The sequence below is a fragment of the Modestobacter versicolor genome (genome assembly GCF_041028285.1).
Classification (GTDB): domain Bacteria; phylum Actinomycetota; class Actinomycetes; order Mycobacteriales; family Geodermatophilaceae; genus Modestobacter; species Modestobacter versicolor_A.
Genome location: NZ_JABGDB010000002.1, coordinates 253,630 through 280,545 on the forward strand (window position 1 = coordinate 253,630; position 26,916 = coordinate 280,545).

Here is a 26,916-nt window from a genome sequence, read left to right on the forward strand (position 1 = left end):
GGCACCCCATCAGGACCACGGACCGTTGGCGGGACCGACGTAGGCTCGAAGGGTGATCGATCCGAAGTCCGCCGCAGACGACCTGCCCGAGCTGGACGACCCCGTGGTCGTGGTCGCGTTCGAGGGGTGGAACGACGCCGGGGACGCCGCCACCGGGGCGGTGGAGCACCTGGAGCTGATCTGGGACGCCGACCTGCTGGCGGCCCTGGACCCCGAGGACTACTACGACTTCCAGGTCAACCGGCCCACCGTCTCGCTGGTCGACGGCGTGAGCCGCCGCATCGAGTGGCCGACCACCCGCGTGTCGGTGGCCAAGCCGCCGGGCAGCGACCGGCACGTCGTCCTCATCCGGGGCATCGAGCCGAACATGCGCTGGCGCGGCTTCTGCGACGAGCTCATCGAGCTGCTGCAGGAGCTCGGGGCGACCACCGTCGTCTCGCTCGGCGCGCTGCTGGCCGACACCCCGCACACCCGGCCCACCCCGGTCACCGGCTCGGCGTACGACGCCGAGTCCGCGGCCAACTGGGGCCTGGAGACCTCGCGCTACGAGGGCCCGACCGGGATCCTCGGCGTGTTCCAGGACGCCTGCGTGCAGGCCGGGCTGCCGGCGGTGAGCTTCTGGGCTGCGGTGCCGCACTACGTCTCCCAGCCGCCGTCCCCCCGGGCCACCGTCGCCCTGCTGCAGCGGGTCGAGGAGGTCCTCGAGCTGACCGTGCCGCTGGGTGCACTCCCCCAGCAGGCCGAGGACTGGGTGAAGACCGTCGACGAGATGGCCAACGAGGACGACGAGGTCGTCGAGTACGTGCGCTCCCTGGAGGAGCGGGCGACGGCCAGCGACCTGTCCCAGGCCAACGGCGAGCAGATCGCCAAGGAGTTCGAGCGCTACCTCCGCCGCCGCGGCGGCACCGGCAGCTGACCCCGGCCCCGTCGATCACCACGCGCTGAGTGCTGTCATCCGGATCGGACAGCAGCACCCCGCGGGTCGTCGTCGTGGGCGCAGGTGGTCAGCGCGGGTCGGTGGCGGCGCGCAGGACCACGTCCACCACGTCGGCCAGCGGACGGCGGGTGTCCACCTCCACCGTGGCCCGCGCCCGCAGCAGCGGCTCCACCTGCTCGGTGTCCGCGACGATCCGCCGGCGCTCGTCGGCGGCCTTGCCGAAGTCGTTCGTCGTGCGCGCCGCGACCCGCTCGAGCAGCACCTCGACCGGCGCGCTGAGCAGCACCACCGCGTCGAAGCGCGGGTAGAGGCGGCCCTGGTTGGCCACCGTGCCCGCCAGGAACAGGTGGCCGGCGGTGTGCCCGTCGAGCAACGCGGTGACCCGGTCCTCCCGCCACAGCGGCTCGGGCACCAGCTCGATCCAGCCGCCGCCGTCGGTGTCCACCACGGCGTGACCCCGCCGGGCGAGCTCGCCCAGCACCGTCGACTTCCCCACCCCGGACATGCCGGTCACCAGCACGACGGCCACGGCCGGCTCAGGGGACGACGAGGAGCGGGCGCATCCGCAGCGCGGCGGTGTCGTCGAACAGCCGGTCGTGCGCGGCGAGGGCGAAGCGGTCGGTCATCCCGGTGACGTAGTCGACGACCTGGGTGACCGCGTCGGCCTCGGTGTCCCGGTAGCTGGCCGGGATCAGCTCCGGGTGGGCCAGGTGGAAGTCGACCAGCCGGCGGATCACGTCGATGGCCACGTTCTTCTGCCCGGCCGCGGTGTCGGACTCGTACACCCGCTCGAACATGAAGACCCGCAGCTCCTGCATCGCCTCGAGCGCGTCGGGGTCCATCACGACCGCGCCGGTGGTGTTCGCCGCCGACAGGCTGCCGGCGACGACCGCCTCGATCATCGAGCCGACCATCGCGCTGCCGGGCTCGCCGAACACCTGCCGGGTGCGCGCCGGCAGGTCGCCGGGCCGCAGCACCCCGGCCCGGACGGCGTCCAGCGCGTCGTGGGACAGGTAGCCGATCCGGTCGGCGTACCGCACGCACTCGCCCTCGCGGGTGGCCGGCGGCGGGGTGATCTTCCAGCTGTGCGCCCGGACGCCGTCGCGGACCTCCCAGGTGAGGTTGAGGTCCTCCAGCACCTCCACGATCCGCACGCCCTGCGCGGCGTGGTGCCAGCCGCCTGCCACGTAGGGGTCCAGCGCCTCCTCGCCGATGTGCCCGAACGGCGAGTGCCCGACGTCGTGGCCCAGCGCGATCGCCTCGGCGAGGGTCTCGTTCAGCGACAGCGCGGCGGCCAGCGACCGGGCCACCTGGGTCACCTGCAGCGTGTGGGTGAGCCGGGTGACGAAGTGGTCGCCGTCCGGGTGCAGGAACACCTGCGTCTTGTGCTTGAGCCGGCGGAAGGCCTTAGCGTGCAGGATCCGGTCGCGGTCCCGCTCGTAGGCGGTGCGCAGGTCGTCCTCGGGCTCGGGCCGGGCCCGGCCGCGGGTGCGCACGGCCCGGGCGGCCGCGGGCGCCAGCTCCTCCTCGGCGCGCTCCCGGGCCACCCGGTCGGCGAGCCGGAACGGGCCGGTCACGGCGTGAGCGCGATCCCCAGCAGCGCGTCGACCAGGTCGCGCACGACTGCCGTGGACTGCTCGTCCCAGTCGTCGGTCGCCTGCGCGGCCGGCGTGCCGTTGCCGGAGGCCGCCTCGGCCAGGCTGGCGGCGGCCCAGGCGTCGACGGCGGCGATCGCGCCCGGGGTGTCGAGGTCGTCGGCCAGCCGCTCGCGGACGGCGGCGAGCACCGGGCCGGCGGGCGCACCCAGCGGCAGGTCGACGGCCCGCTGCCAGGTCGCCATCCGCTGCACCGCGGCGTCGAGCAGGTCCGGCGTCCAGGCCCGGTCGGTGCGGTAGTGGCCGGACAGCAGGGCCAGCCGGATCGCCATCGGGTCGACGCCCTCGCCGCGCAGGCGGGAGACGAACACCAGGTTGCCCCGGCTCTTGCTCATCTTCTCGCCGTCCAGGCCGATCATCGCCGCGTGCACGTAGGCCTGGGCGAACGGCTTGGTGGCGGTGAGCGCCTCCGCGTGCACGGCGGAGTACTCGTGGTGCGGGAAGACCAGGTCGCTGCCGCCGCCCTGGACGTCGAAGCCGGTGCCCAGGGTGTCCAGCGCGATGGAGGCGCACTCGACGTGCCAGCCGGGCCGGCCGGCGACCCCGCGGGGGCCGGGCCAGCTGGGCTCGCCGTCGCGGGCGCCCTTCCACAGCAGCGGGTCGAGCGGGTGCCGCTTGCCCGGCCGGTCGGGGTCGCCGCCCCGCTCGGCGGACAGCCGCAGCATCGTCGCCTCGTCGTAGCCGGACTCGGTGCCGAAGCCGGGCGCCTGCGCGACGTCGTGGTAGACGTCGCCGGTGCCGTCGTCGAGGGGGTAGGCCAACCCGGCGTCCCAGAGGTCCTCGACCTTGGCGACGATCGCCGGGATCGCCTCGACCGCGCCGACGTAGTCCTCCGGCGGGAGCACCCGCAGCGCGGTCATGTCCTCCCGGAACAGCGCCGTCTCGCGCATGCCGAGCACGATCCAGTCCTCGCCGTCCCGGTCGGCGCGCTCGAACAGCGGGTCGTCGACGTCGGTCACGTTCTGCACGTAGTGCACGGCGTGCCGGGCGTCCCGCCAGACGCGGTTGACCAGGTCGAAGGCCAGGTACGTGGCTGCGTGCCCGAGGTGGGTCGCGTCGTAGGGGGTGATCCCGCAGACGTACATCCGCGCCGTGCGGTCCGGCGTGGTCGTGACGACCTCACCGCGGGCGGTGTCGTACAGCCGCAGGGCGGGTCCGGACCCGGGCAGGGTCGGGAGGAGCGGAGCGGGCCAGGAGTGCACGTCGCGAGCCTAGTTCCGGGCACCGACGGAGCGGCACGCCACCCGCTGTCTGCGGTTCCTCACCCTCCACCACAGGGTGAGGGTCAGGGCCAGCTGGTGGCGTGCCGGTCGAACTCCTCGCCGGTCTGGACGCCGACCACGCAGAACACCATCCCCGCCGGGTCGGTCAGCTGCCAGAACCGGCCCATGTCGGCCAGCCGGCGTGCGCCGAGTTCCTCGAGCCGGGCGACCTCGGCCTCGACGTCGTCGGTCTCCACGTCGACGTGCCAGCGCGGCGGGGTGCCCTCCCCGGTCCGCTGCACCTCCAGGTGGAAGCCGTCGGCGAAGGAGCCGAGCGACGACCAGGCCTCGTCGGTCGTGTCGGGTGCGGCGGGGTGGCCGGTGGCGGCGGACCAGAAGTCCCGGCCGGCGTCGTGGTGCTCGGGTGGCAGGTCCAGCAGCAGGATCGACAGGCGGCTGCGGTGCGGCATGCGGTCACCCTGCCAGCCACCGCCGACAGTCCACCAGCACGTCGACGTCCCGTTCGCCGTCCCGCCCGGCGTCCGGTTCGGCGTCCTGGCTCACCGCGCGTGCTCCTGGCTCAGCGCACACCGTGAGCCTGGAGCACCCGGGATCAGGTCACCTGATCCCGGGGCCTCAGAACGGCGGCCAGGGCAGGGCGGGCCAGTCGCCGCTGGGCTGCGGGTGCAGCTTCGTGCGCAGCAGCTCGTCGACCCGCTGCTGGGTGCGGCGTACCTCGCGTCGGGTCAGGTGTTCGTGCAGCTGCTCCCCCAGCTCGCCGCGCAGCTGCTCGGCCAGCCGCTCCAGCACCGCGAGGTGCTCCAGCAGCAGCGGCTTGCCGGCCCAGCGCCAGAGCAGGGTGCGCAGCTTGGGGTCGACGGAGAAGCAGATGCCGTGGTCGACGCCGTACACGTGGCCGCCGACCATCGGGATGATGTGGCCGCCCTTGCGGTCGGCGTTGTTGACCACCGCGTCGAAGACGGCCATCCGGCGCAGCTCGGGCACGTCGCGGCGGACGAAGTCGGTCAGCTCCACCGCGGGGTCGGCGTCCATCCACAGCTGCACCATGCCGCGGCCGTACGGGCCGTCGCGCAGCACCGTCGGCGGCACGATCGACCAGCCGGTGGCCTCGGACACCAGGTGGGCGCTGATCTCCCGGCCGGCCAGCGTGCCGTCGGGGAAGTCCCACAGCGGCCGCTCCCCCGCGACCGGCTTGTAGACGCAGGTGGCGCCCAGGGTGTCGGTGCGGATGCCGCCGACGAGGGTGACGTTGCTGGCGTCCAGCAGCCGCCCCTCCATGTCCAGCTCGCCGTCGCGCAGCAGGGTGTCGATCTCCTCGCGGCCCGCCGGTGGCCGCCGGTCGCCGTGGTCGAAGGCGGTGACGTCCAGCTCGACGACGTCGCCGTCCTCGTCGTCGTCCTCGTACTCGAGGTCGTCGGTCAGCTCGTCGTCGAGGAGCTCGTCGTCGGGTCGTGCGCCGGGGTCTGCGGAGCTCATGGCCGAGGTGACCGGCTCAGCGCCGGTAGCCGTTCTGCCGCGGGCAGACGTGGCCGGCCGGGTCCAGCGGCATCGAGCACAGCGGGCAGGACGGCCGGCCCGCGGCGATCACCCGGCGGGCGCGGGCGACGAAGGCACGGGCGGCGGCGGGGGTGATGGTCACCCGCAGCGCGTCGGGGCCCTCGTCGGCGTCGGAGAGGATCGCGTCCTCCTCGATCGGCTCCTCGCCGGCGGCGACGGCCTCGACGACGACCGCGTCCTCCTCGCCGTCCCAGGCCAGGCCCATCGCGGCGACCCGGAACTCCTCGTCCACGGGGGCGGTCAGCGGGTCGAGGTCGTCGACGTCGGCGTCGGGCGGGACGACGGCGGTCGCGCGGGTGGCGACCTCGTCGAGCAGCTCGCTCATCCGGTCGGCGAGCACCTGGACCTGCGACTTCTCCAGCGCCACGCTGATCGTGCGGCCGGCCTCGTCGGAGGCCTGCAGGTAGAAGGTGCGGTCGCCGGGCTGGCCGACCGTGCCGGCGACGAACCGGGTGGGACGGTCGAAGAGGAAGACCTGACGGGGCACGGAGATCAGGTTACGCGGCGCCGCTGCCCGCGCCGCCGCCGACGACGGCGTCGGAGGAGGGCTTGCGGCGGCCGCGCTTCTTCTTCGGCGGGATCAGTGCGCTCACGTCGCCACCGGTGTCGTTGACCCGGACGACGAAGGGCCGGGTGTCGGTGTAGGTGACCACCGAGATCGAGGCGGGGTCGACGACGATCCGCTGGAAGGCGTCCAGGTGCATGCCGAACGCGTCGGCCAGCACCGCCTTGATCACGTCACCGTGGCTGCAGGCGACCCAGACGGCGTCCGGGCCGAGCTCGGCGTTCCACTGCCGGACGGCGGCGACCGCGCGGGCCTGGGTCTGCGCCAGCCCCTCCCCTTCCGGGCCGGGGAACACCGCGGCCGAGGGGTGCTGCTGCACGACCTTCCACAGCGGGTCCTTGACCAGCTCCTTGATCGGCCGGCCGGTCCAGTCGCCGTAGCGGGCCTCGCCGAGCCGGTCGTCGGTGCGCAGCTCCAGGTCGCGGCCCTCGACGACGGCACCGGCGGTCTGCTGGCAGCGCTCGAGCGGGCTGCTGACCACCGCGGCCAGCGGCACCCCGGACAACCGCTGGGCCACCGCCGCCACCTGCGCCTGCCCGGTGTCGTCCAGCCGCACCCCGGGCGTCCAGCCGGCGAGGACGCCCGCGGTGTTGGCCGTCGTCCGGCCGTGGCGCAGCAGTACGACCGTTGTCATGGGCTTGCCTCCTGGATCGGCTCCCGAGCAGGGGCCCGGCGCGAGCGTGCGAGCGGCGGGGGGCTCGGGGGTCCTTCCGCACGGGGCCGAGGGTAGGCGGCGGCCCGGTCAGGAGGGGTCGAGCACCCCGGCGCCGACCAGCGCGAGCAGCGCCAGCCCGAGGACCACCCGGTAGACGACGAACGGGGTGAAGCTGCCGCGGGACAGGTAGCGCAGCAGCCAGGAGATGACGACGAACCCGACGCCGGCCGCGATCACGGTGGCCAGCAGGGTCGGGCCCCAGTCGATGCCGCCGTCGAGGGACTTGGCGACCTGGAAGAAGCCCGACCCGAGCACTGCGGGGACGGCGAGCAGGAAGGAGTAGTCGGCGGCCGCCGAGCGGGAGTAGCCGAGGAACCGGCCGGCGGTGATGGTGCCGCCGGAGCGGGAGACGCCCGGGATCAGCGCCATCGCCTGGGCGAGGCCGAAGTAGAGGCCGTGCTTCACGGTCAGGTCGGGCAGCTCGCGCTGCGTGCCGCCCACCCGGTCGGCCCAGAACAGGACCAGGGAGAACACGACCAGGGCGATCGCCACGATCCGCAGGTCCCGGAAGGTGGACTCGATCCGGTCCTGCAGCAGCAGGCCGAGGACCACGATCGGGATGCTGCCGATGATGATCAGCCAGCCCATCCGGGCGTCCGGCTCGCGGCGCAGCGCCGGGTCGCGCAGCGACCGCAGCCAGGTGGCGATGATCGCGCCGATCTTCCTGCGGTAGTACACGAGGACGGCGAACTCGGTGCCGATCTGGGTGATCGCGGTGAACGCCGCGCCCGGGTCACCCCAGCCGAACGCCTCGCCGAAGATCCGCAGGTGGGCGCTGGAGGAGATCGGCAGGAACTCGGTGAGCCCCTGCACCAGGCCGAGGACGACGGCTTCGAGCCAGCCCACGGTCAGGCCTCCCGCGGGGTGGCCGGCACGAGGTCAGGGCACGCGGGGATCGACTGCACGGCAGGCACCCTAGGGCCCGCGCCTGCCGATCCCGGGACGACCGTCCGGTGAGCCGGCGTTGCCCAGGACACACCGACGTCCCCGGTAGGTTCACCGGTCGTGGAACAGCGGGCGCTCGGGCGCAGCGGCCTGGTGGTCTCCCGGCTCGGTCTGGGCACCATGACCTGGGGCCGGGACACCGACGAGGACGAGGCGGCCATGCAGCTCACCGCCTTCGTCGACGCCGGCGGCACGCTGGTCGACACCGCCGACGTCTACGCCGACGGGGAGGGCGAGCGGACGCTGGGCCGGCTGCTGGCCGACGTCGTCCCGCGGGACGACGTGCTGGTCGCCACCAAGGCCGTGGGCCGGACCGGGCCGGGGCCGATGGGCCGGGGCGCGTCGCGCGGCCACCTGCTGGCCGCCCTGGACGCCTCGCTGGAGCGGCTCGGGCTGGACCACGTCGACCTGTGGCAGCTGCACTCCTGGGACGACGCCACGCCGCTGGAGGAGACGCTGGCCGCCTGCGACCTCGCCGTCTCCTCGGGGCGGGCGCGGTACGTCGGGGTCAGCAACTTCTCCGGCTGGCAGACCGCGCAGGCCGCGACCTGGCAGCGCGCCTGGCCGGGCCGGACGCCGATCGTGAGCACCCAGGTCGAGTACTCGCTGCTGCAGCGGGGGGTCGAGCGGGAGGTGGTGCCCGCCGCCGAGGCGCTGGGGCTGGGCGTCCTCGCCTGGTCGCCGCTGGGCCGGGGGCTGCTCACCGGCAAGTACCGGCACAGCACCCCGAGCGACTCCCGGGGCGCATCGCCGCAGTGGGCCGGCTTCATCGACGGGCTCCGCTCGGCCACCGCCGACCGGGTCGTGGAGGCGGTGATCACCGCCGCCGAGGGTCTCGGGACGACGCCGCTCGGCGTGGCGCTCGCCTGGCTGAAGGACCGCCCCGGGGTGGTCGCCCCGGTCGTCGGCGCCCGCACCGCCCAGCAGCTGCAGGCCGCGCTGGACGCCGACGGGGTGCGTCTGCCCCCGGCGATCGTCACCGCGCTGGACGACGTCTCCTCCCCGCCGTTCTCCTACCCCGAGAGCCGGCCGGGGGCACGGGCATGACCGCCCCGGTGACCGGCGACCCGGTCTTCGCCGCCTTCTGCGCCGCCGGCCTGTGGCCCGGCCTGGGCAAGCGGACCGCCGCCGACCTGCCCGCCGCGGGCATCACCGGCCCGGACGACGTCTCGGCCGACCGGCTGCAGAAGCTGCCCCGGGTGGGCCGGCAGCGCGCCGAGCGGCTGTTCAGCTCGTTCCTGGCGGCCCGGCCGACCTACGACGTCGTCGAGCTGCTGGTCGGCGCCGGTCTGAACGCCCGGCTGGCGGTCAGCTCCGCCGACCTGCTCGGGCCGGACGCCGCCCGCCGGCTGCGCGACGACCCGTGGGCGCTGCTCAGCCTCACCGGCGTCAGCCTCGGCGACGCCGACCGGCTGGCGATCACCGTGCTCTCCGGGGCCGACCGGCAGGACACCCGCCGCGGCCGGGCGATCGTCGGCATGACGCTGCGCACCGCCACCCGGGACGGGCACACCGTGCTGCCGGCCGACCTGGTGGTCGCCGCGCTGCGCGCCGAGGGGATCACCGACCCGGCGGCCGCGGTCGTGGCGGCGGTCGAGTCCGGTGAGGTGCTGGAGCACGAGCCGCCGTTCGTCGAGCCGGACGAGGACGCCGACGAGCTCCCCGAGCCCGACCCGGCGCTGCGGACTCTGTCGCTGGCCCGCTACGGGATGGCCGAGGAGGCCGTCGCGGAGAACGTGCACCGTCTGGCGGCGACCAGCGGGCGGATCGCCGACCCCGCGTCGGTGCGGTCGGTGGCCAAGGGGCTCGACCCCGCCCAGACCGCCGCGGTCGCGCAGGTGCTGGGCTCGGGGATCTCGCTGCTCACCGGCGGGCCGGGCACCGGCAAGAGCCGGACGGTCGCCTCGCTGGTGAAGCTGCTGGAGACCAAGGGCACCGAGGTGGCGCTGGCCGCCCCCACCGGCCGGGCGGCCAAGCGGCTGGAGGAGCTCACCGACCACCCCGCGGTGACGGTGCACCGGCTGCTCGGCGCGCAGGGGATGACCGGCGGCTTCTCCCGCAACGAGGAGTGGCCGCTGGACGCCGACGTCGTGGTGGTCGACGAGGCCTCGATGCTCGACGTCGAGTTGGCCGCGGCGCTGCTGGAGGCGTGCAAGGACGGCACCCACCTGCTGCTCGTCGGCGATCCGGCCCAGCTGCCCTCGATCGGCCCCGGCCACGTGCTGGGCGACCTGATCGACTCCGGCGTGGTGCCGGTGACCGAGCTGACCACGCTGCACCGGCAGGCCGCCGGTGGCGCGATCGCCCGGCTGGCGACGGGGGTGCGCGGCGGGGAGCTGGTGCACGTCGAGTCCCCCGACCGCGAGGTGGTCATCGTGCCGGCCACCGGCAGCGCGGAGGCGGCCAGGCGCGTCGTCCAGCTGGTCACCGACTCGATCCCGCGGGCGCTGGGCATCGACCCGGCCACGGTGCAGGTCGTCACCCCGGTGCACCGCGGCCCGGCCGGCACCATCGAGCTGAACAAGGCGCTCAAGGCGCAGCTGAACCCCGGGGACGGCACGGTCTTCGGCTTCGACGTCGGCGACCGGGTGGTGGCCACCGCCAACCACCTGGACATCGAGCCGATCGGGTTCGCCAACGGCGAGGTCGGCGTGGTCACCGGCACCGGCGAGGGCTCGCTGACCATCGACTTCAGCTCCGGCCCGGTCAACGTCAACGGCAAGGCGCTGTCGGACCTGCGGCACGGCTGGGCGATCACCGTGCACCGGGCCCAGGGGTCGGAGTGGCCCGGCGTCGTGGTGGTGCTGCCGCCGGAGGCGGGCGGGATGCTGTCCCGGCCGCTGGTCTACACCGCGTTGACCCGCGCGCAGCGGCACCTGTCGATCGTGCACGCCAGCGGCGCCGCGCTGGCCCGCGCCGTGCGAGAGGTCGACGTCCGGCCGCGGCGCACCCGGCTCGCCGGACTGCTGTCGGAGCTGGCGGACTGACCCGTCCTGGGGAGCGGCGTTTGAGCGGTTGATCTTGAGGGAAACGACGCTGCCATGGGCATCATCGGATTCCTCGTCTTCGGCCTCGTCGTCGGGGCGCTCGCGCGCCTCATCAAGCCCGGCAAGCAGAACCTCAGCCTGGTGGCCACCCTGCTGCTCGGTGTCGTCGGCTCGCTGATCGGTGGCGTCGTCGCCAAGTTCTTCGGCACGGGTGACTTCTTCGAGCTGAACATCCTGGGCGCCGTCGTCGCGATCATCGCGGCCGTGCTGCTCATCGGTGTCGCCGAGGGCGCCTCCGGTGGCCGGCGGCGCTCGGTCCGCTGACCAGCTGACCACAGCACTCCCCCTGCCCGGGGCGCCGACCTGACCGGTCAGCGCCCCGGGCAGTCCTGCCTGACGGCACACATCACCTGGTGCACGGCCCGGCCGAGCTCGTCGGCGGTCGACACCGGCTCGGGGAAGGGCACCCGGACGTCGCGGTGACCGGACCGCTGCTCGATGCGCAGCCGGAAGCCGCAGCGGTCCAGCCCCAGCGGTCGCACCACGCCGCCGTCGGCCAGCCAGCGGCGGGGCACCCGCGAGCGCAGCAGCGCCAGCTCCTCCGGGTGCGCCTCGTCCAGGTGCTGCAGGGCGTGCGCCTCCACCGCGGCGAGCGGGTCGGGCCGGGCCGCCACGTAGTCCTCCGGCGTCACCTCGGTGACCGTGCCGCACTCCCCCAGCACCACCTCGGCCAGGTCCAGCCGCAGCAGCGTCGTCCCCTCCCCCAGGTCGAGCAGGGCCGCGACCGGCGCCACGTCGGCGAAGGCGAGCGCGGCGGCCCGCTCGTGCTCCGGGCGCACCGGGGTGAGCCAGCCGGACAGCCACGCCTGGGCGCGGACGGGCTCGCGCAGCTGCACCGGCGCGTGGTCGGTGACCATCAGCAGCGCGGCCAGGTCGCCGTCGGCGGAGTGCCTGACGGCGGTGCACACCTCGCCGTCGGTGGGGACGACCAGCAGCACCTGCCCGTCGTCCGTCGTCGCGTGCCCGAGCACCCGGCTGCCGTCGATGCCGGCGGCGCAGACGGCGGCCGCGGGGCGGGCGGCCACGGTGCGCGCCCGCTCGGCGGACGACGGCCGGACGGCGTCGGCGGGGGGCCCGGGGACGGCGGGGCGGGACGGACGTGTCATGGGGCACCTCGTGGTCAGGGCGTCGCGGGGACGGGTAAGGTGAGCCTAACCGAACCCGGAGGACCGTGTGAACAACTCCCGCCCCAAGGTCCGGCGCAGTCGCGCGCTGGGCATCCCGCTCACCCCCAAGGACGTCCGCTACTTCGAGCGGCGCCCGTACCCGCCCGGTGAGCACGGTCGCAAGCGCAAGAACACCAGCGACTACAAGACGCGGCTGATGGAGAAGCAGCGGCTGCGCGCGCAGTACGACATCAGCGAGACGCAGCTGCGGTCCGCCTTCGACCGGGCCCGGCGCAGCGGCGGGAAGACCGGCGAGGAGCTGATCACCCACCAGCTCGAGGCGCGGCTGGACGCGACGGTGCTGCGCGCCGGGTTCGCCCGGACCATCTACCAGGCCCGCCAGGTGGTGAGCCACCAGCACGTCACGGTGAACGGCAAGCGGGTCGACCGGCCCAGCTACCAGGTGCAGCCCTACGACGTCGTCGAGATCGCCGAGCGCAGCAAGGCCAAGCCGCCGTTCCAGGTGGCCGCCTCGGGCGCGCACGCCGCAGCGCCGGCGTACCTCGAGGTGCGGCTGGCCGACCTGCGCTGCGTCGTGGCCCGGCGGCCGCGGCGCGACGAGGTGCCGGTGATCTGCGAGGAGCAGCTGGTCGTGGAGTACTACTCCCGCTGACCCGCCCCGCTCCTGCGGTGCTGCCCGCGCTCCTGCGCCCGTGCAGCACCGCGGGAGCGTGCGGACCACCGCAGGAGCCGCTCAGGCCGGGGGGACCGGGTCGCTGTTGAGCTCCACCGCACGCCGCAGCGCTCGACGCTGGAAGAGCCCGGCGACCGGTCCGGCGCACCACCAGACGGCGCCCACCCACGGGACGTCGCCCCACCGGTTGCCGACGACAGCGAACACGAGGGCGGCCACGGTGAGCGTGGCCCACAGGCCGAGGACCCACACCCGCAGGGCCGCCGCCCGAGGGTGGTCGAGGCTCCACCGGACGAGCTCGGCGCGGCGTGCCTCCGCCCAGTCGACGACCGCGGCCCGCAGCCGCGGCTCCTCCAGCTCTCGGCCCCAGGTGACCGCTGCCTCGACCCGGGCGGCCTCCGCTGGGCGCAACGCGTGCCGGCGGACCATCTCCCGGTGCACGTCGGGGACCTGACGCGCCTCGGCCCGGCTCCAGAAGGCGCTGCGGCCGCCGACCCACCAGGCGGCCAACGGCAGGCCGACCAGCAGCACTGCGATCACGACCCAGGCGGCGGACACGCCGATGATCATGATCGCCGTCCGGTCGGAGCGCGACCCATCCGATCGCGGCCCCCGGCACGAAGACCGGGTGTGGCCGACCATCGAGGCATGTCCCGTGCTCGGTGCGCCGCCGTCCTGCTGCCCCTGTCCCTGGCGCTGGCCGGTTGCTCGTCCACCGGACCACCCGCCGACCCGGCGCCGGCGAAGGCGGCCGAACCGGCCGACTCCCCCGAGCTGACCACGGACCCGGCCGGCAGCGTCGTCCCGCTGGACCCCGACGCCGAGGGCATGGTGTTCGACCCGGTCACCGGGCTGCTGGCCGTCGCGGTCCGCGACCCTGACCGGTTGCTGCTGCTCGACCGGGACGGCGCGACCGTGCGCGAGGTCCCGCTGCCCGGGCACGCCCGGCACCTGCAGCTGGCCGCCCCCGGTGGGCCGGTGCTGGTGCCCGCGGAGGACTCCAACAGCCTGGTCGAGGTGTTCCTGCCCGACGGCGCGGTGCGGGAGACCCCGGTCGGCGACTACCCGCACGACGCCGCCCGGGTCGCCAGCGGCCAGGTGCTCGTCGGCGACGAGATGGGCGGCACGCTGTCGGTCGTCGAGGACGGCGAGGTGACCACGACCCTGACCAGCCAGACCCAGCCGGGCGGCGTCGCGGTCGTCGGCGACGTCGCAGGCGTGGTCGACGTCGGCGCATTCAGCCTGACCACCTACGACGTGCCGGCCGGCGAGCTGCTCGACGTCGTGGACGCCGGCGACGGGCCCACCCACCTGGTGGCCGACGGCCGGGGTCGCTTCCTGGTCGCCGACACCCGGGGCGACGCCGTGCTCGCCTTCAGCGCCGACCCGCTGGAGCAGGTGGCGTCCCTGCCGCTGGCCGGACAGCCCTACGGCCTGACCTACGACGGCACCGACCAGCTGCTGTGGGTGACGCTGACCGGCACCAACGAGGTGGTCGCGCTGTCCACGGCGTGCGAGCAGCTCACCGAGGTCGCCCGGCTGCCGACGGTCCGCCAGCCCAACACGGTCGCGGTCGACCCGGGCACCGGCCGGGTCTTCGTCGGCAGCCGCACCACCGGGCAGCTGCAGCTCGTCGACCCCTGAGCGGTCAGTCCCGGACGTCGTCCTCGTCGGCGGGCACCGCGGCCTGCTGCTCCAGCACGTCGGCCTCGTCGGCCTCCGGCGAGCCGGCGCGGAGGCCACCGGTGCTGCCCGGGACCGCGGACAGCTGCTGCTCGATGCCGTCGGCCTCGGGGACGTCGTCGGCCGGCGGGTCGGCCTCGTCGGCCAGTTCGGGGACGGGCGGGGTGGCCAGCCGCTGCTGTTCCTGGCGGTCGGCGTCGCTCGCTTCGGTCACGGGGTGCTCCTCCTCGGTGCTGCGCCGGGTTCCCGGTCAGTCCCAGCCTGCCCCGGTACCCGGCCGCTGACACCCCCGACGGTGACGAGATGACGGCCAGCACGTGACCGGACGGCGTCCGGCGGGCACAATCGAGCGCGTGTCAGCAGCCGGCGAGTACGAGTACGCCCCGTTGCGCATCCCCGTCGGCACCTCGCGCTCGGCGGCCGCGCAGCTGATGAGCATGCAGTCCGATGCCGGCGGCTGGGAGCTGGCCCGCCTGCAGCTGCACGCCGACGGCACCCGCAAGATCCTCATGCGGCGCCGGCTACGGCTGTCCTACCTCCCCCGCCCCTCGGTCTGAGGCAGCCGCTGCGCACTCGTCGGGGCGTCCGGTAGCAAGGTCACCCCGCGGACTGCGCAGTGCCGGTCACCGGGCCAGCTCGGCGGCCAGCTGCGCCAGCAGACGGCCGGGCCGGTGCACGTCGGCGGCGGTCGCGAAGACCACCCGCCAGCCGGCCGCGGTGAGCCGGTTGAGCCGCTCCCGGTCCCGCACGAACTGGCCGTGCTCGGCGTGCCACAGCCCGTCGTACTCCAGCGCCAGCCGCTGCGCGGGCCAGCCGAAGTCGACCCGGGCCACGAACCGCCCACCGACGGTGACCCGGTGCTGCGCGACCGGGGCCGGCAGCCTGCTGCGGACGAGCACCAGCCGCAGCCGGGTCTCCTGCGGCGACCCGGCCAGGCCGTCGGCCAGCGCGCAGACGGTCCGCGCCCGTCGGGACCCCGGGCCGGTCCGGCCGGCGGCGGTCGCACACACGAGCGCCAGGTCCGTCCGGCCCGTGCCGATCAACCGGTCGACGGCGACGACGCCCTCGTCGCCCGGCAGGGCCGCGGCCAGGTCGACCGCGGTCGCCTCCGGGGTGGTCAGCCGGAGCCGTGGGCGGTCGACCACGTCGGCGGCGAGCAGTGTGCGCCGGCGCACCCGGACGCCGGCGATGCGCACCTGCCCCGAGCCGGGCGGCAGGGTCAGCTCCACCGGGTCCGCCTCACCGACCAGCGGCACGCCCCAGAGCACGGCCGCGCTCCCGCCGGTGACCACCGCGCCGGGCACCAGCAGCGCGGCCGCCTCGGTGCGCACCCGGTGGTCGACGTGGACGTCGCGGTGCACGTAGGCGTCGCGGTAGAGGGCCCGCCAGGGCGAGCTGCGCAGCTGGTCCCGGGTCAGCAGGCCGGCCCGGACGGCGGCCGAGCCGCGGAAGACGCCGGTTCGCAGCGCGGCGGGTGTGGCGGGCGGCGGAGGCACCGCAGCACCGTGCCCGACCGCGGCGGTCCGGCGCCGGCGTCGTCCACAGGCCGCTGTCATTGCGCAGTCGACGGGGTGTCCGCCGTCAGGACACCCCGTCGACTGCGCACTCCCGCCCACTCAAGGAGTCAACACGACCTTGCCGACGGTGCTGCGGTCGGCGATTGCCGCCATCGCGGCGGGCAGCTGGGGCAGCGGCATCGTCGACCCCACGAGCGGGGAGATGGCCCCGGCTTCGAACAGCCGGCACAGCTCGGCGTGCACCTGCCCGATCAGCGCGGGCTCGTGCTTGCGGTACAGCCCCCAGTGCAGCCCGACGATGCTGTAGTTCTTCACCAGCGCGTGGTTGGCCGGCGCCTGCGGGATGGTGCCGCTGGTGAAGCCGACGACGACGATCCGCCCCTCGAAGGCGACGCACCGGCGCGACTTGTCGAACACCTCGCCGCCCACCGGGTCGTAGACGACGTCGGCGCCGTGGCCCCCGGTGATCTCCTTGACCAGCGGCACGAAGTCCTGCGCGGTGTAGTCGATGACGTGGTCGGCGCCGAGGTCGCGGCAGACGGCGGTCTTCCGCTCCCCGCCGGCGGTGGCGATCACCTTCGCACCGGCCGCCTTGCCGAGCTGGATCGCCGCCGACCCCACGCCCCCGGCCCCGGCGTGCACCAGCAGCCACTCCCCCGCCTGCAGCGCCGCCCGCCGGTGCAGCCCGACGTGCCCGGTCTGGTAGGTCAGGTAGAGCGACGCGGCCTGCTCGTCGGACATGCTGTCGGGCACCGGCCAGGCGGCGTCCGCGTCGACCAGCGCGTACTCGGCGAAGGCGCCCGGGCCACCGGACGGCGAGCCGAGCACCCGCTGGCCGGTCTCCACGACCGTGCCGCACAGCTCGACGCCGGGGGTGAACGGCAGCGGCGGCTTCTCCTGGTACTGGCCCAGGGTCATCAGCACGTCGGGGAAGTTCAGCCCCGCGGCCCGCACCTGCACCAGCAGCTGGCCGTCGTCCGGCGTCGGCTCGTCGACCTCGTCGAGGGACATGACCTCGGCCGGGTTGCCGAGGGAGTGGACTCGCCATGCGCGCATGCCCTGGACAGTGCCAGAGGGACGGTGACGCGGGTCACCCGGGTGGTGGGACAACGGAGCGCCCGTCGCGGGTCGCACCGGGCACGACGGACGCCGGCAGGACGGCACCCGCACGTCCCGGGGGCCTTGCCCGTGAGCTCCACCGCCGGCGTCCCGGCCCTCGACACCGTCCGCCGCCTCGGCACCAACCTGGCGCGCGGCGCCGACTCCACGGCCCTGGTCACCGGGCTGGTCGAGGAGCTGTCCCGGCCGTTCGGGCTGGCCCACGCTGCTGCAGCTGCCGGTCGGTGCGGCGGTCTGCGGCCGGGTCGTTGAGCGTGCCCGCCCCGAGGTCCATGCCCGGGTGGACGCCGACCCCGACGAGCGGCTCTCCCACGCCCGTGAGCTGGGGGTCACCGCCTACGCCAGCTTCCCGCTGGGCACCCGCGACCGGGTGCTCGGCACGTTGTCGGTGGGCAGCCGCACCCGGCCGGCCTTCGAGCAGCCGGAGCTGTTCGTCCTCGGGCTCGCCGCCGACCTGGTCACCGTCGCCGCGGCCCGGGATCGGGACGCGGCCGCGGTGGACGCCGCGGTGTCCGCCCGCACCGCGGCGGAGGACCGGGCCGCCCACCTGGAACGCGCCCTGGTCACCAACCGCACCATCACCACGGCGATCGGCATCGTCATGGCCCGGACCGACCGGACCGAGCAGCAGGCCGGGCAGTGGCTCACCGAGACCAGTCAGCACACCAACCGGAAGGTGATCACGCTGGCCGACGCCATCGTGCACACCGGGGCGCTCGACTCCTGACCGTCAGCCGGCCGGCGGGGGCAGCAGCGCCTGCGGGACGACGGCGGTCTCGCCGCTCGCCGTCCGGGCGGCCGGCACGCCCTTGAACCGGTACGGGACCGCGCCGACGCCGGGCTGCACGACGTAGGCCGCGCCCGGCTCCGCACCGTCCCAGGCCGCCAGCATCGCCTCGGCGACCTCCGTGGCCGACAGCACCGGGAAGTCGGCGGCGGCGAACTCCGCGCGCAGCGGGTCGATGATCGCGGTGTCGGCGAAGCCCGGGCAGATCGCGCTCATCGTGATCCCGTCGCCGACCAGCCGCGGGGCCAGCGAGCGGACCAGGGCGATGGCACCGCCCTTGGCCACGCTGTAGCCGGGGTCGGTGGCCACCGGTGCGAGCCCGGCCAGCGACGCCGTCACCACGATCGAGCCACCCCCGGCCCGGCGCAGGGCCGGCAGCGCGGCCTCGGTGCCGTAGACGACGCCGAAGAGGTCGACGTCGACGACCCGCAGGAACTCGTCCACGTCCAGGGCGTCGCGGCTGTTCCCGGCGATGCCGGCGTTGAGGAAGGCGACGTCCAGCCGGCCGTGGTCGGCCTCGACCCCGGCGACGACGGCGGCGTTGGCCGCCCGGTCGGTGACGTCGAGGCCGGCGAAGTGCGCGCCCAGCCCCGCGGCCACGTCCCGGTTGGCGGGGGTGTCGAGGTCGGCGAGGACGACGGTCACCTCCCGGCCGCGCAGCAGGGTGGCGAGGGCTCGGCCGAAGCCGCCGGCCCCGCCGGTGATCAGGGCGACGCTGCCCGGGGTGATGGCCACCCCGGCATCACACCACGCCCCGCTCAGGCCTGGCGCAGGAACCGGTCGAGCACCCGGATGCCGAAGTGCAGCGAGTCGACGGCGATCCGCTCGTCGATGCCGTGGAAGAGCGAGGCGAAGTCCAGGTCGGCCGGCAGCCGCAGCGGGGAGAAGCCGAAGCAGCGCATGCCGAGGGTCTCGAAGCTCTTGGCGTCGGTGCCCCCGCTCATGGTGAACGGGACGGCGCGGGCACCGGGGTCCTCGGCCTTCAGCGCCTCGACCATGAGGTCGACCGTCGGCCCGTCGAACGTCGTCTCGACCGCCTGGTCGTAAGTGATCCACTCGCGGGTGACGCCCTCCCCCACCAGCTCGTCGAGCTGCTTCTCGAACTCGGCCTCCTGGCCGTACAGGAAGCGGCCGTCGATGGTGGCGCTGGCGGTGCCGGGGATGACGTTGGCCTTGTAGCCGGCGTCGAGCATCGTGGGGTTGGCGGTGTTGCGCAGCGCCGCGCCGATCATCCGGCTGATGCTGCCCAGCCGGGCGAGCGCGGCCTCCGGCTCGTCCGGGTCGATCTCGATGCCGTAGGCGTCGCCCACCTCGGCGAGGAACTGGCGCATCGGCGGGGTGAGCACGGTGGGCATCCGGCTGGAGCCGATCCGGGAGACCGCCTGGGCCAGCCGGGTGACCGCGTTGTCGTCGTGCACGAACGAGCCGTGGCCGGGCCGGCCGGCGGCGGTCAGCTTCATCCAGGCCAGGCCCTTCTCGGCGGTCTGCACCAGGTAGAGGCGCAGGTCGTCGCGGACGGTGATGCTGAACCCGCCGACCTCGCTGATCGCCTCGGTGCAGCCCTCGAAGAGGTCGGCGTGGGAGTCGACCAGGAAGTGGGCGCCCTTGCGGCCGCCGGCCTCCTCGTCGGCGACGAAGGCCAGCACGATGTCCCGGGCCGGCTTGACGCCGGTGCGGGCCCAGTCGCGGACCAGCGCCAGGGTCATCGCGTCCATGTCCTTCATGTCGACGGCGCCACGGCCCCAGACGTAGCCGTCGCGCTCCTCGCCGCTGAAGGGGTGCACGCTCCACTCGGCCGGGTCGGCGGGGACGACGTCCAGGTGGCCGTGCACGAGCAGCGCGGGCCGGTCCCGGTCGGTGCCCTCGATCCGGGCGACCAGGCTGGCGCGGCCGGGCTCGGACTCGTGGATGACGCTGCTGATCCCGACCTCGTCGAGCTTGCCGGCGACCCACTCCGCCGCGACCCGCTCCCCGGCGCTGGTGGCCGTGTCGCCGGTGTTCGTGGTGTCGATCCGGATGAGGTCCGACAGCAGTTCGGCGACCTCGGCCTGGGCACCGGCGAGCGGGGTGGGGCTGGGCTGCGACATGCCACCGATCCTGCCACCGGCCCCTGTCCCGGGCCGCCGGGAGCCTCGGTTATGCTCGTCCACGGCCCTCCGCGGAGGGCGGCACACCTCGTCCGGGTGGCGGAATGGCAGACGCGCTAGCTTGAGGTGCTAGTGCCCTTTATCGGGCGTGGGGGTTCAAGTCCCCCCTCGGACACAGCAGAGCGCCCCCACGGTCACTGACCGTGGGGGCTCTGTCGTTCAGGATCGGCTGCAGCGCGCCACACCTCTTGGCAGCCCGGCTCGGCATCGGGCCGTGCCCTGGGGCTGTCGGGCAGTGCGCGTCGGGCGGTTCTCGCGGTGGGCGGAGCTCCGGTCCATCGCGACGATCCACCGGAGCACTGCCTGCTGGTTCCGGCTGAGGCCGTACTGCCGGGTGAGCAGCGCCCGCTTGTAGTGAGCCTCAGCGGCGTCGACCTCAACGGTGGTCGCAGTCGGGCAGTCGGGTGAGGTCCCCCTCGGACACAGCATCACCCCAGCGTCCCTCCAGGTCAGAGCGGGGCGTTTCGCTCGAAGGCCACAAGGGGCCCGTCACACCGATGTGACGGGCGTCGCCGCCTCGTCAGCGGGGATGGTGTCCGGCTCAGCGTCCGAGAGGACGGTGTCAACGGGCCAGCCTTCGAGGCTTCACAGCTCGAGCAGGTCGCGGAACCGCGCTGCGTCGCCTGCGCGGGGCAGGTTGTTGAACATGACGTACGGGGACGGCCGGCCGTCGACCAGGTCTCGCAGCCGGCGCAGCTCGTCATCGGTGTGGACGTGTCGCGATCCTGTGGTGCCGTGCAGCCGGTAGTAGGTCCGCCCCGGCGTCACGGTCTCGGTCTGCATCGGGTCGACCACGTGGACGAGGTCCAACTCGGCACAGAGCTCCGTGAGCAGAGGCGTAGGCCACGGACCACGCGGCTCCCACAAGAGCCGACCGGCCGGCCGGTCGACCTGCGATACGAACTTGCGCAGCCGTCCGACGTTCTCCTCCGACGGGCGGAAGCTCGCCGGGCACTGGAGCAGAACGGCGGTGGCCCGCAGCACGCGGGCGCACTCCAGGGTGCGCTGCCAGCCCGCCAGGACCGGAGCCGTCGTCCGGAAGCCACCGATCTGGCCGAGCGCGCTCTCGGGCAGCGGGCGCTTCAGCCGCCGGTAGGTGGGGCTGTTGGACTCGTGTGTCACGACCTGCCAGGCCTTGATGGTGAACTCGAAGCTGGTCGGCACCTGAGTCCGCCAACGCGCCAGCACGGCGAGCGCTGGCGGGTCGTAGAACGTCTGCTGTACCTCGACGACCGGGAAGCGGCGGACATACGCCGACTGCGAGACGGTCCAACCACACAGCCCTACTCGAACGCCCACGCGCTCATCCTTCCCAGCCGTGTCGACTTGACCCGCACGGGACTGCCGCGGCAGCACGTGACGTGACCGGTCAGTCCTCCCCGTCTCGGAAGATGGACGCCAGCGTTCCCAGCCGGTTCCAGCCGGCCGAGTCCCTGGTCCACGTCGCCGCATCTCCCACAGATGTGACGTGCACGGCTGACGTGATCATCGACTGCGCGGCCTGACCGGCCGCAACCGTGTGCGTGTGCGTGTCGCCCCTCGAACACCACGAAGGTCCCTCGTTCCTGCTGGTCTGGAACGAGGGAGCTTCTTCGTCCTCCTCAGCACTGCGCATCCGCGGTCGCTCCATGGGCCCGGGTCCGGCGTCCGGGCAGCTCAGCCGTACCGCTCGACGACGAACGCCCTCACCGGCGGACGGGCGGCCGGGCGGGCCGGACCAGGACGGCGAGGCAGACGACCGCCGCCGCGGCGAAGAAGGCGATCGTCAGGGCGATCCCGTGCCGGAGCGCGGTGAGCGGGTCCGGCGCCGGGACCGTCAGCGCCGCGACGAGCGCGGCCACGCCCAGCACGGTGCCCACCTGCCTGGCCATGTTGAGGACGCCGCTGCCGGTGCCCAGGTCCGCGGCGGGCAGGCCCGCGCTGCCGGCTCCCAGCAGCGACGGGATCGCCAGCCCCACCCCGGCCCCGCCGATCAGCTGGGCCGGCAGCAGGTGGGTCGCGTAGGCCGGCTCCGCCTGGAGGAGCAGCAGCCACACCCCCTGCCCGACGGCGCCGAGGCCACAGCCCAGGGCGGCGACGCGCCCCACCCCACCCAGCAGCGGGATCAGCCGGGGTGCCACCAGCCGGGCGAACGGCAGCACCATCAGCGGTCCCGGGGCGATGGCCAGCCCCGCCTCCAGCGGCGTGAACCGCCAGACCTGGGTGAGGAACTCGACGGTGTTGAGCAGGAACGCGCCGAAGGCCGCGTAGTAGAGCACCGACGCCGCACCGGCCCCGGAGAAGGACCGGGAACGTAACAGGCCGGGCGCGAGCACCGGGGCGGGGTGGCCGGCCGAGCGCACCACGAGCGCTGCGGCGCACAGGACCGCGGCGACCAGCAGGCCCAGCGTCCCGCGCGACGTCCAGCCCCAGTCGGGCGCCTCGACCAGCGCCGCGGCGACCAGGCCGACGGCGAGGGCGAGGAGCAGCGCACCGAACAGGTCGGGCCGGCTCCTCCGCGTCAGGTCCCGGCTCTCCGGTACCAGGCGCAGGGCCAGGACGACCGCCACCACCCCCACCGGCAGGTTCACCCAGAAGACCCAGCGCCAGCCGATCTCGACCAGCGCCCCGCCGATCACCGGCCCGAGCGCCGCACCCAGGGCGCCGAGCGCCGACCACGACCCCAGCGCGCGGGCGCGGCGCTCCGGTGGGACCACGGCCAGCAGCAGCGACAGGGACGCCGGCACCATGACGCCCGCGCCGACCGCCTGCACCGCCCGGGCCGCCACGAGCCAGCCCACCCCGGGCGCCGTGCCGCAGAGCAGCGAGCCGACGGTGAACACGGCCAGCCCGGCGACGAGCGCGCGCCGGCGGCCGACCCGGTCGGCCCACCGCCCGGCCGGGACCAGCACCGCGGCGAACACGATCGTGTAGGCGTTGAGGACCCAGGACAGCGCGCCCAGCTCGGCGCCGGCGTACTCCTCCCCGATGGAGGGGAAGGCCAGGTTGACGATGAACAGGTCCAGGCTGGACATGAAGACCGCGATGGACAGCACCCCGACGACCGCCGCCGTCCCCCCGCCCGGGCCGGCCCCGGGGACGACCGGGGACGGCGACCGCTCGTCAACCGCCATGCACGGCCCCCACGGGTCGGTCCGGATGCTGGACGCACCGTAGCCTCGCGCGACCGGGTCCGTCCAGATGTCGGACCCACCCGGCTAGGGTGGGGGCATGGCCGCACCGGAGGGTCCCCGCGCCTGCTCCATCGCGCGCACCCTCGACGTCGTGGGCGAGAAGTGGGCGCTGCTGGTCGTCCGCGAGGTGTTCCTCGGCAACCGCCGGTTCGACGGGATGGTGCGGCGCACCGGTGCCCCGCGGGACACGCTGGCTGCCCGGCTCCGCACCCTGGTCGACGCCGGCGTCCTGCAGCGGTCCCGGTACAGCGACCACCCGCAGCGCTTCGAGTACGAGCTCACCGCGGCCGGGCGTGAGCTCTACCCGGTCGTCCTCACCCTGCTCCGCTGGGGCGACGAGCACCTCGCCGGTCCCGACGGCCCACCCCTGGTGCTCGACCACCACTGCGGTCACCAGCTGGTCCCGGAGGTCACCTGCCGGGCCTGCGGGGAGGTCGTCGACCCGGCGGAGACGGTCCGCCGGTCCCCCACCGGCGGCTGACCGGCGGGCCCCGGTCAGCCCGCCAGCTGCACCGCCAGGTCGGCCAGGTCGGTGGCGACGAGGTCGAAGCGCCGGGCGAGGTCGGCCAGCTCCGCGGGCGCGCTGCCGGTGCGGTCGACGTAGCCGGTGCGCATCCCGTGCGCCGCGGCCGCGTCCAGGTCCCACGGGTGGGCGGCGACGAACAGGCACTCGGCCGGGTCCAGCTCGAGCGTGGTCAGCGCGTGCCGGTACATCCGTGGGTCGGGCTTGAACGCCTGCACCGCCTCGCCGGAGACCAGCGTCGTCCAGCGGAGCCCCGCGTGCGCCGACATCGCGAAGGCCTGCGCGGTACCGGCGTTGGTGAGCGCGACGAGGGCGACGGACCGGCTCAGCTCGCCGAGGGTCGCCACCACCTCCGGGAAGGGGTCGAGCCGGCGGCCGGCGGTCGCGATCCGCTCCACCTGCCCGTCGGTCAGCGGGACCCCCGCCTCGGCCCCCACCACGGCGACCGCCTCGGCGTGCAGGGCCTCGGTCGTGGCATAGGGACGACGTCCGGCGCGCACCTCCGCCACGGCGTCCCGGAACAGCTCCTGCCACCGCTGCACGAAGGCGGTGGCGTCGACCTCCGCGCCCAGCTCCCGCACGGCGCGCAGGTGCCCGGCGTCCTCGTCGAGGAGGGTGCCCAGCACGTCGAACACCAGCGTCGTCGTCCCGGCTGCGGAGGTCATGGGCCCATCCAAGCGGGCCGGGAGGAGCAGACCGACCCCGGCCGCACGGTCACGCTCAGGTCGTCGACCGCGGTGGTCGCGCCGTGGGGTGACCGAGGCGGCCCCGGGTGGCGACGAGGACGACCAGCCCGACCAGCGCGAAGGCCAGCAGGTGCAGGAGGCCGGCGGTGCTCGCGTCGTCGGGGTACAGCCGGCGCAGGAAGCCGTCGGTGAAGCCGCTGCCCGGGCCGGCGGCGTTGCCGGCCGCGTGCAGGAGGCCCAGCAGGAGCAGGCTGCCGGTGCTGTTCCAGAGCCAGCCGGTGACCATCCGGAACGGGACGGCCAGGACGGCGAGCAGCACGAGGGCTGCCCAGTTGCCGACGGCCAGCGACACGTGCTGCAGCGCGAACAGCGGTGCGATCGCCAGCGCGGCCACCGCCGGCGCGTGGGTGCGCTGCAGCCGGGCCTGGGCGAACCCGGTCCACGCCGCCTCCTCCACCCAGTTGTTCGGCACCAGGGTCAGCAGGAACGACAGCGCGAACCCGGCCAGCAGGGCGTCGAGCAGCACGGACGCCGACGAGGCGGGCGGGGCACCGAGCAGCAGCACCGCCAGCCCGACCGCGACGAGGGGGACGACGGCGATCGCGACGAGGTACCAGCGCAGGGCGACGTGCCACCGGAGGAGGCTGCGCAGGAACCGGAGCGCGGCGTCCCGGCCGTCGGCGACCCAGGTGACCGCGAGCGCGGGCAGGAAGACGCCGACCACGGACGTGGCGACGAGGAAGAGCTGGTCCGGGACCGGTGGGTCGGTGAGGACGGGGACGAACGCGATGGCCTGGCCGACGGTGTACAGCCAGGCGAGGAAGGCGGCGAGGGGGTGCCGCGCGATCCACCCGGTGAGCCCGCGGACGCGGGCCGGGGTGGGATCGACGGTGGGGAGCGTGGCGTGCATGGCGGGCTCTCTCCGGTGTCGGGTGGGGAGGACGCCTGGAGCGTGTCCACCGGCACTTTCACGGCCCTGTGACGCCGCTTGCACGCGCCGGTCCGTCGTCCGCAGGGCTCAGCCGCGCACCGGCCGGCAGACGAGGAGACCGGCGCCCAGCTGCACGGCAGCGGCAGCCACCAGGACGACCAGCAGGGACGACGACCCCCCTGTGCCGTGCAGCCGGCCGACCAGCACCGGCCCGACCGAGGCGAGGGCGTAGCCGAGGCCCTGGGTCGACGACGACAGCGCTGCCGTCTCCGCCGGGGTGGCCGACCGCAGCCCCACCAGGAACAGCGCCAGGGGGAACGCCCCCGAGCCCAGGCCGAGCAGGCCGGCCCACACCCAGGCACCCCCCGAGGGGGCGACCAGCATCCCGGCGTAGGCGGCGAGCGAGGCCGCCACGACGCCGACGACGAGCGGCCGGGGTGAGGGCAGCCGGGCTGCGAGCACCGGCACGGCCATCGACACCGGGACGGACAGCGCGGCGACGAGGGCGACCAGGGCGCCCGCCTGCTGCGCCGACGCCCCGGCGTCCCGGAAGAACTGCGCGAACCAGCCCATGCCGACGAAGGCCTGCAGCGCCTGGGCCCCGAAGAAGACGGCCAGGCCCCAGCGCAGGCGCGGGTCCAGTCGGACGGGTGCCGTCGGGACGGGCCGCGGGGTCAGGGCGGTGTCCCGTCTGCGCCGTCGCTGCTGCCGCACGAGCTGCCACGCGACGACGCCGAGCGCCGCCGGGACCGCCCAGGCGGCGAGGGCGGCCCGCCAGCCCGAGGCGGCGTCCCCGCCCCCCGCCAGCCGGGCCAGCGGGACGGCACCGGCCGCGGCCAGGCTCGCGCCGAGGGCCAGCGCCGTGGCGTACGCAGCCGTCACCAGCCCGACCCGGTCGGGGAAGTGGGTCGTCACCACGACGGGCAGCAGCACGTTGCCCAGCGCCACGCCGACGAACGCCAGTGCGCTGCACACCAGGAACGGCGCAGCGGTCCCGGCGACCGCGCGCAGCGACGACCCGGCGGTCACCAGCAGCAGCGCGAGGACCAGGGCCCGGTCGAGACCCGCCCGCCGGGCCAGCGCCGGCGCCAGCGGCCCCGCGGCGGCGAAGCACAGCAGCGGCAGACCGGTGAGCACGCCCGCCAGCGCCGGGGACATCCCCACCCCGTCCCGGACCTCGGCCAGCAGCGGGCCGATGCCCGAGGCGGCCGTGCGGAGGTTCAGCGCGGTGAGCAGCACCGCGAGCACCAGCAGCCGGCGCGGCGACGACGGCCGCCGGGTGCCGGCGGGGACGGCCGGACCGGACCGGGCGGCGACCGGGTCCGCCCGACCCGTCACGGCGCCACCGGCAGCGCGACGGCGTGCCCGGTCACCCCGATGCCCTCGGCGGGGTCGCCTGGGATGCCGACGGTCAGGACGCTGGGCCGGCCCATGTCCGCGCCCTGCAGCACGGTGACGACCGCGGGGAGCGCCACGTGTCCTCCCTCGCGGAGGTACCCGCCGAGGGCAGCGACCGCGGCACCGGTCGCCGGGTCCTCGACCACGCCGCCGGGCGGGAAGGGGGAGCTGACCTCGGCCAGCGGGCTCCAGTACCGCACCCGCGCCGGGCCGGGGTCGTCCCCCGGCAACAGGGAGGCGGTCTCCGAGCAGCCGACCTCGGCTGCGACCGCGCGCATCTGCTCCGGCGTGAGACCCGTCGCGTCGAGGACCACGCCGGCGGGGTTGACCTTCGTGGGGTCGGTGCTGAAGGCGGCGTACCGGAGGACCTCGACCTGCTGCACGGTGCGCCGGCCGGGGCGGGCGACGCCCGGGGTGTTGGACATCCTGGCTCCTGTTCCGGGACCGCGGCGGTGGTCGCCGTCGGGTGCCAGTGGGCCCGACCGCGCTGTCACGGCGCTGTCGCGGG

At 75.0% G+C, this 26,916-nt stretch carries 31 protein-coding genes and 1 tRNA gene; 11 read left to right on the forward strand and 21 right to left on the reverse strand.

Going from position 1 to position 26,916, the window contains the following annotated elements; all coding sequences use genetic code 11:
- Positions 1 to 52: 52 nt before the first annotated feature.
- Positions 53 to 916 (forward strand): PAC2 family protein, encoded by an 864-nt coding sequence (locus tag HL054_RS07495; RefSeq protein ID WP_369138260.1) that lies wholly within the window; start codon positions 53 to 55, stop codon positions 914 to 916.
- 88 nt (positions 917 to 1,004) lie between these two features.
- On the opposite strand, the gene HL054_RS07500 is transcribed toward HL054_RS07495, so the two are convergent.
- The 8 genes from HL054_RS07500 to HL054_RS07535 form a co-directional block, all read right to left on the reverse strand.
- Positions 1,005 to 1,466 carry an AAA family ATPase gene (locus HL054_RS07500; RefSeq protein ID WP_369138261.1) on the reverse strand — a complete coding sequence of 154 codons (462 nt, stop codon included), beginning with the start codon at positions 1,464 to 1,466 and terminating at the stop codon, positions 1,005 to 1,007.
- Between the two features lie 7 nt (positions 1,467 to 1,473).
- Positions 1,474 to 2,514 carry an HD domain-containing protein gene (locus tag HL054_RS07505; RefSeq protein ID WP_369138262.1) on the reverse strand — a complete coding sequence of 347 codons (1,041 nt, stop codon included), beginning with the start codon at positions 2,512 to 2,514 and terminating at the stop codon, positions 1,474 to 1,476.
- On the reverse strand, positions 2,511 to 3,794 hold the full coding sequence (mshC, locus tag HL054_RS07510) for a cysteine--1-D-myo-inosityl 2-amino-2-deoxy-alpha-D-glucopyranoside ligase (protein WP_369138263.1): 1,284 nt from the start codon (positions 3,792 to 3,794) through the stop codon (positions 2,511 to 2,513). The genes HL054_RS07505 and mshC overlap by 4 nt, the downstream gene beginning before the upstream one ends.
- An 83-nt stretch (positions 3,795 to 3,877) precedes the next feature.
- Positions 3,878 to 4,264, reverse strand: coding sequence for a VOC family protein (locus HL054_RS07515; protein WP_369138264.1), 387 nt, complete (start codon positions 4,262 to 4,264; stop codon positions 3,878 to 3,880).
- A gap of 166 nt (positions 4,265 to 4,430) precedes the next feature.
- Positions 4,431 to 5,291: an SCO1664 family protein gene (locus HL054_RS07520; protein ID WP_369138266.1), complete on the reverse strand. Its 861-nt coding sequence runs from the start codon at positions 5,289 to 5,291 to the stop codon at positions 4,431 to 4,433.
- 16 nt (positions 5,292 to 5,307) lie between these two features.
- A complete protein-coding gene (locus tag HL054_RS07525; RefSeq protein ID WP_369138267.1) occupies positions 5,308 to 5,859 on the reverse strand; it encodes a DUF3090 family protein in 552 nt (183 codons plus the stop codon).
- A 10-nt stretch (positions 5,860 to 5,869) separates the two neighbouring features.
- Complete coding sequence (locus HL054_RS07530; protein WP_369138268.1) at positions 5,870 to 6,571, reverse strand: histidine phosphatase family protein; 702 nt, start codon at positions 6,569 to 6,571, stop codon at positions 5,870 to 5,872.
- Between the two features lie 108 nt (positions 6,572 to 6,679).
- Entirely contained in the window at positions 6,680 to 7,498 is an 819-nt protein-coding gene (locus HL054_RS07535; RefSeq protein WP_369138269.1) for an undecaprenyl-diphosphate phosphatase, read from the reverse strand.
- Positions 7,499 to 7,657: 159 nt separating this feature from the next.
- On the opposite strand from HL054_RS07535, the gene HL054_RS07540 reads away from it, so the two are divergent.
- The 3 genes from HL054_RS07540 to HL054_RS07550 are packed head-to-tail and all read left to right on the forward strand — an operon-like array spanning position 7,658 to position 10,908.
- Positions 7,658 to 8,644, forward strand: coding sequence for an aldo/keto reductase (locus HL054_RS07540; protein WP_369138270.1), 987 nt, complete (start codon positions 7,658 to 7,660; stop codon positions 8,642 to 8,644).
- A complete protein-coding gene (locus tag HL054_RS07545; RefSeq protein ID WP_369138271.1) occupies positions 8,641 to 10,584 on the forward strand; it encodes an AAA family ATPase in 1,944 nt (647 codons plus the stop codon). Before HL054_RS07540 ends, HL054_RS07545 begins: the two co-directional genes overlap by 4 nt.
- Positions 10,585 to 10,638: 54 nt before the next feature.
- Complete coding sequence (locus HL054_RS07550; protein WP_220035803.1) at positions 10,639 to 10,908, forward strand: GlsB/YeaQ/YmgE family stress response membrane protein; 270 nt, start codon at positions 10,639 to 10,641, stop codon at positions 10,906 to 10,908.
- A gap of 47 nt (positions 10,909 to 10,955) precedes the next feature.
- Here HL054_RS07550 and HL054_RS07555 read toward each other — a convergent pair whose 3' ends face one another.
- On the reverse strand, positions 10,956 to 11,750 hold the full coding sequence (locus tag HL054_RS07555) for a DUF2470 domain-containing protein (protein ID WP_369138272.1): 795 nt from the start codon (positions 11,748 to 11,750) through the stop codon (positions 10,956 to 10,958).
- Between the two features lie 67 nt (positions 11,751 to 11,817).
- On the opposite strand from HL054_RS07555, the gene rpsD reads away from it, so the two are divergent.
- Positions 11,818 to 12,423 (forward strand): 30S ribosomal protein S4, encoded by a 606-nt coding sequence (gene rpsD, locus HL054_RS07560; protein ID WP_369138273.1) that lies wholly within the window; start codon positions 11,818 to 11,820, stop codon positions 12,421 to 12,423.
- Between the two features lie 81 nt (positions 12,424 to 12,504).
- Here the strand turns inward: rpsD and HL054_RS07565 are convergent, their stop codons facing one another.
- A complete protein-coding gene (locus tag HL054_RS07565) occupies positions 12,505 to 13,002 on the reverse strand; it encodes a hypothetical protein (RefSeq protein WP_369138274.1) in 498 nt (165 codons plus the stop codon).
- 90 nt (positions 13,003 to 13,092) lie between these two features.
- On the opposite strand from HL054_RS07565, the gene HL054_RS07570 reads away from it, so the two are divergent.
- Positions 13,093 to 14,088, forward strand: a complete 996-nt coding sequence (locus HL054_RS07570; RefSeq protein WP_369138275.1) for a hypothetical protein — start codon at positions 13,093 to 13,095, stop codon at positions 14,086 to 14,088.
- A gap of 4 nt (positions 14,089 to 14,092) precedes the next feature.
- On the opposite strand, the gene HL054_RS07575 is transcribed toward HL054_RS07570, so the two are convergent.
- Positions 14,093 to 14,341 carry a hypothetical protein gene (locus tag HL054_RS07575; RefSeq protein ID WP_369138276.1) on the reverse strand — a complete coding sequence of 83 codons (249 nt, stop codon included), beginning with the start codon at positions 14,339 to 14,341 and terminating at the stop codon, positions 14,093 to 14,095.
- 139 nt (positions 14,342 to 14,480) lie between these two features.
- Between HL054_RS07575 and HL054_RS07580 the strand changes: the two genes are divergently transcribed.
- The gene (locus tag HL054_RS07580) at positions 14,481 to 14,684 is read left to right on the forward strand and encodes a DUF5703 family protein (RefSeq protein ID WP_369138277.1); all 204 of its coding nucleotides are present in this window, start codon (positions 14,481 to 14,483) and stop codon (positions 14,682 to 14,684) included.
- Between the two features lie 66 nt (positions 14,685 to 14,750).
- Here the strand turns inward: HL054_RS07580 and HL054_RS07585 are convergent, their stop codons facing one another.
- Together HL054_RS07585 and HL054_RS07590 are read right to left on the reverse strand one after the other, a co-directional pair.
- On the reverse strand, positions 14,751 to 15,623 hold the full coding sequence (locus tag HL054_RS07585) for a hypothetical protein (RefSeq protein ID WP_369138278.1): 873 nt from the start codon (positions 15,621 to 15,623) through the stop codon (positions 14,751 to 14,753).
- Between the two features lie 120 nt (positions 15,624 to 15,743).
- Positions 15,744 to 16,700 carry an NADPH:quinone oxidoreductase family protein gene (locus tag HL054_RS07590; protein ID WP_369138279.1) on the reverse strand — a complete coding sequence of 319 codons (957 nt, stop codon included), beginning with the start codon at positions 16,698 to 16,700 and terminating at the stop codon, positions 15,744 to 15,746.
- Positions 16,701 to 16,832: 132 nt separating this feature from the next.
- On the opposite strand from HL054_RS07590, the gene HL054_RS07595 reads away from it, so the two are divergent.
- A complete protein-coding gene (locus HL054_RS07595) occupies positions 16,833 to 17,015 on the forward strand; it encodes a hypothetical protein (RefSeq protein ID WP_369138280.1) in 183 nt (60 codons plus the stop codon).
- A complete protein-coding gene (locus tag HL054_RS07600; protein ID WP_369139079.1) occupies positions 16,978 to 17,490 on the forward strand; it encodes an ANTAR domain-containing protein in 513 nt (170 codons plus the stop codon). Before HL054_RS07595 ends, HL054_RS07600 begins: the two co-directional genes overlap by 38 nt.
- Before the next feature lie 3 nt (positions 17,491 to 17,493).
- Here the strand turns inward: HL054_RS07600 and HL054_RS07605 are convergent, their stop codons facing one another.
- Both HL054_RS07605 and HL054_RS07610 read right to left on the reverse strand, forming a co-directional pair.
- The gene (locus HL054_RS07605; RefSeq protein ID WP_369138281.1) at positions 17,494 to 18,285 is read right to left on the reverse strand and encodes an SDR family oxidoreductase; all 792 of its coding nucleotides are present in this window, start codon (positions 18,283 to 18,285) and stop codon (positions 17,494 to 17,496) included.
- A 23-nt stretch (positions 18,286 to 18,308) separates the two neighbouring features.
- Entirely contained in the window at positions 18,309 to 19,637 is a 1,329-nt protein-coding gene (locus HL054_RS07610; RefSeq protein WP_369138282.1) for a M20/M25/M40 family metallo-hydrolase, read from the reverse strand.
- A gap of 90 nt (positions 19,638 to 19,727) precedes the next feature.
- Here HL054_RS07610 and HL054_RS07615 point away from each other — a divergent pair.
- A tRNA-Leu gene (locus HL054_RS07615) sits at positions 19,728 to 19,812 on the forward strand.
- Positions 19,813 to 20,282: 470 nt separating this feature from the next.
- Here the strand turns inward: HL054_RS07615 and HL054_RS07620 are convergent.
- Positions 20,283 to 21,053, reverse strand: a complete 771-nt coding sequence (locus HL054_RS07620; protein ID WP_369138283.1) for a DUF72 domain-containing protein — start codon at positions 21,051 to 21,053, stop codon at positions 20,283 to 20,285.
- A gap of 329 nt (positions 21,054 to 21,382) precedes the next feature.
- Positions 21,383 to 22,810, reverse strand: a complete 1,428-nt coding sequence (locus HL054_RS07625; protein ID WP_369138284.1) for an MFS transporter — start codon at positions 22,808 to 22,810, stop codon at positions 21,383 to 21,385.
- Between the two features lie 97 nt (positions 22,811 to 22,907).
- Here HL054_RS07625 and HL054_RS07630 point away from each other — a divergent pair, with 97 nt between their 5' ends.
- Entirely contained in the window at positions 22,908 to 23,351 is a 444-nt protein-coding gene (locus tag HL054_RS07630) for a winged helix-turn-helix transcriptional regulator (protein ID WP_369138285.1), read from the forward strand.
- A 14-nt stretch (positions 23,352 to 23,365) separates the two neighbouring features.
- Here the strand turns inward: HL054_RS07630 and HL054_RS07635 are convergent, their stop codons facing one another.
- The 4 genes from HL054_RS07635 to HL054_RS07650 all read right to left on the reverse strand — a co-directional run bounded on the left by HL054_RS07635 (position 23,366) and on the right by HL054_RS07650 (position 26,833).
- A complete protein-coding gene (locus HL054_RS07635; protein WP_369138286.1) occupies positions 23,366 to 24,058 on the reverse strand; it encodes a haloacid dehalogenase type II in 693 nt (230 codons plus the stop codon).
- 55 nt (positions 24,059 to 24,113) lie between these two features.
- Positions 24,114 to 24,989 carry a CPBP family glutamic-type intramembrane protease gene (locus HL054_RS07640; RefSeq protein ID WP_369138287.1) on the reverse strand — a complete coding sequence of 292 codons (876 nt, stop codon included), beginning with the start codon at positions 24,987 to 24,989 and terminating at the stop codon, positions 24,114 to 24,116.
- 108 nt (positions 24,990 to 25,097) lie between these two features.
- Complete coding sequence (locus HL054_RS07645; RefSeq protein WP_369138288.1) at positions 25,098 to 26,348, reverse strand: MFS transporter; 1,251 nt, start codon at positions 26,346 to 26,348, stop codon at positions 25,098 to 25,100.
- Positions 26,345 to 26,833 carry a PhzF family phenazine biosynthesis protein gene (locus HL054_RS07650; protein ID WP_369138289.1) on the reverse strand — a complete coding sequence of 163 codons (489 nt, stop codon included), beginning with the start codon at positions 26,831 to 26,833 and terminating at the stop codon, positions 26,345 to 26,347. The genes HL054_RS07645 and HL054_RS07650 overlap by 4 nt, the downstream gene beginning before the upstream one ends.
- Positions 26,834 to 26,916 lie beyond the last annotated feature (83 nt).

Bases quoted from the DNA above. Each gene is read 5' to 3' on its own strand.
- HL054_RS07625 (WP_369138284.1), bottom strand. From the start codon at position 22,810: ATGGCGGTTGACGAGCGGTCGCCGTCCCCGGTCGTCCCCGGGGCCGGC.
- HL054_RS07650 (WP_369138289.1), bottom strand. From the start codon at position 26,833: ATGTCCAACACCCCGGGCGTCGCCCGCCCCGGCCGGCGCACCGTGCAG.
- HL054_RS07640 (WP_369138287.1), bottom strand. From the start codon at position 24,989: ATGCACGCCACGCTCCCCACCGTCGATCCCACCCCGGCCCGCGTCCGC.
- HL054_RS07545 (WP_369138271.1), top strand. From the start codon at position 8,641: ATGACCGCCCCGGTGACCGGCGACCCGGTCTTCGCCGCCTTCTGCGCC.
- HL054_RS07555 (WP_369138272.1), bottom strand. From the start codon at position 11,750: ATGACACGTCCGTCCCGCCCCGCCGTCCCCGGGCCCCCCGCCGACGCC.
- HL054_RS07515 (WP_369138264.1), bottom strand. From the start codon at position 4,264: ATGCCGCACCGCAGCCGCCTGTCGATCCTGCTGCTGGACCTGCCACCC.
- HL054_RS07590 (WP_369138279.1), bottom strand. From the start codon at position 16,700: ATGCGCGCATGGCGAGTCCACTCCCTCGGCAACCCGGCCGAGGTCATG.
- HL054_RS07530 (WP_369138268.1), bottom strand. From the start codon at position 6,571: ATGACAACGGTCGTACTGCTGCGCCACGGCCGGACGACGGCCAACACC.
- HL054_RS07635 (WP_369138286.1), bottom strand. From the start codon at position 24,058: ATGACCTCCGCAGCCGGGACGACGACGCTGGTGTTCGACGTGCTGGGC.
- HL054_RS07520 (WP_369138266.1), bottom strand. From the start codon at position 5,291: ATGAGCTCCGCAGACCCCGGCGCACGACCCGACGACGAGCTCCTCGAC.
- HL054_RS07570 (WP_369138275.1), top strand. From the start codon at position 13,093: ATGTCCCGTGCTCGGTGCGCCGCCGTCCTGCTGCCCCTGTCCCTGGCG.
- HL054_RS07550 (WP_220035803.1), top strand. From the start codon at position 10,639: ATGGGCATCATCGGATTCCTCGTCTTCGGCCTCGTCGTCGGGGCGCTC.
- HL054_RS07630 (WP_369138285.1), top strand. From the start codon at position 22,908: ATGGCCGCACCGGAGGGTCCCCGCGCCTGCTCCATCGCGCGCACCCTC.
- HL054_RS07610 (WP_369138282.1), bottom strand. From the start codon at position 19,637: ATGTCGCAGCCCAGCCCCACCCCGCTCGCCGGTGCCCAGGCCGAGGTC.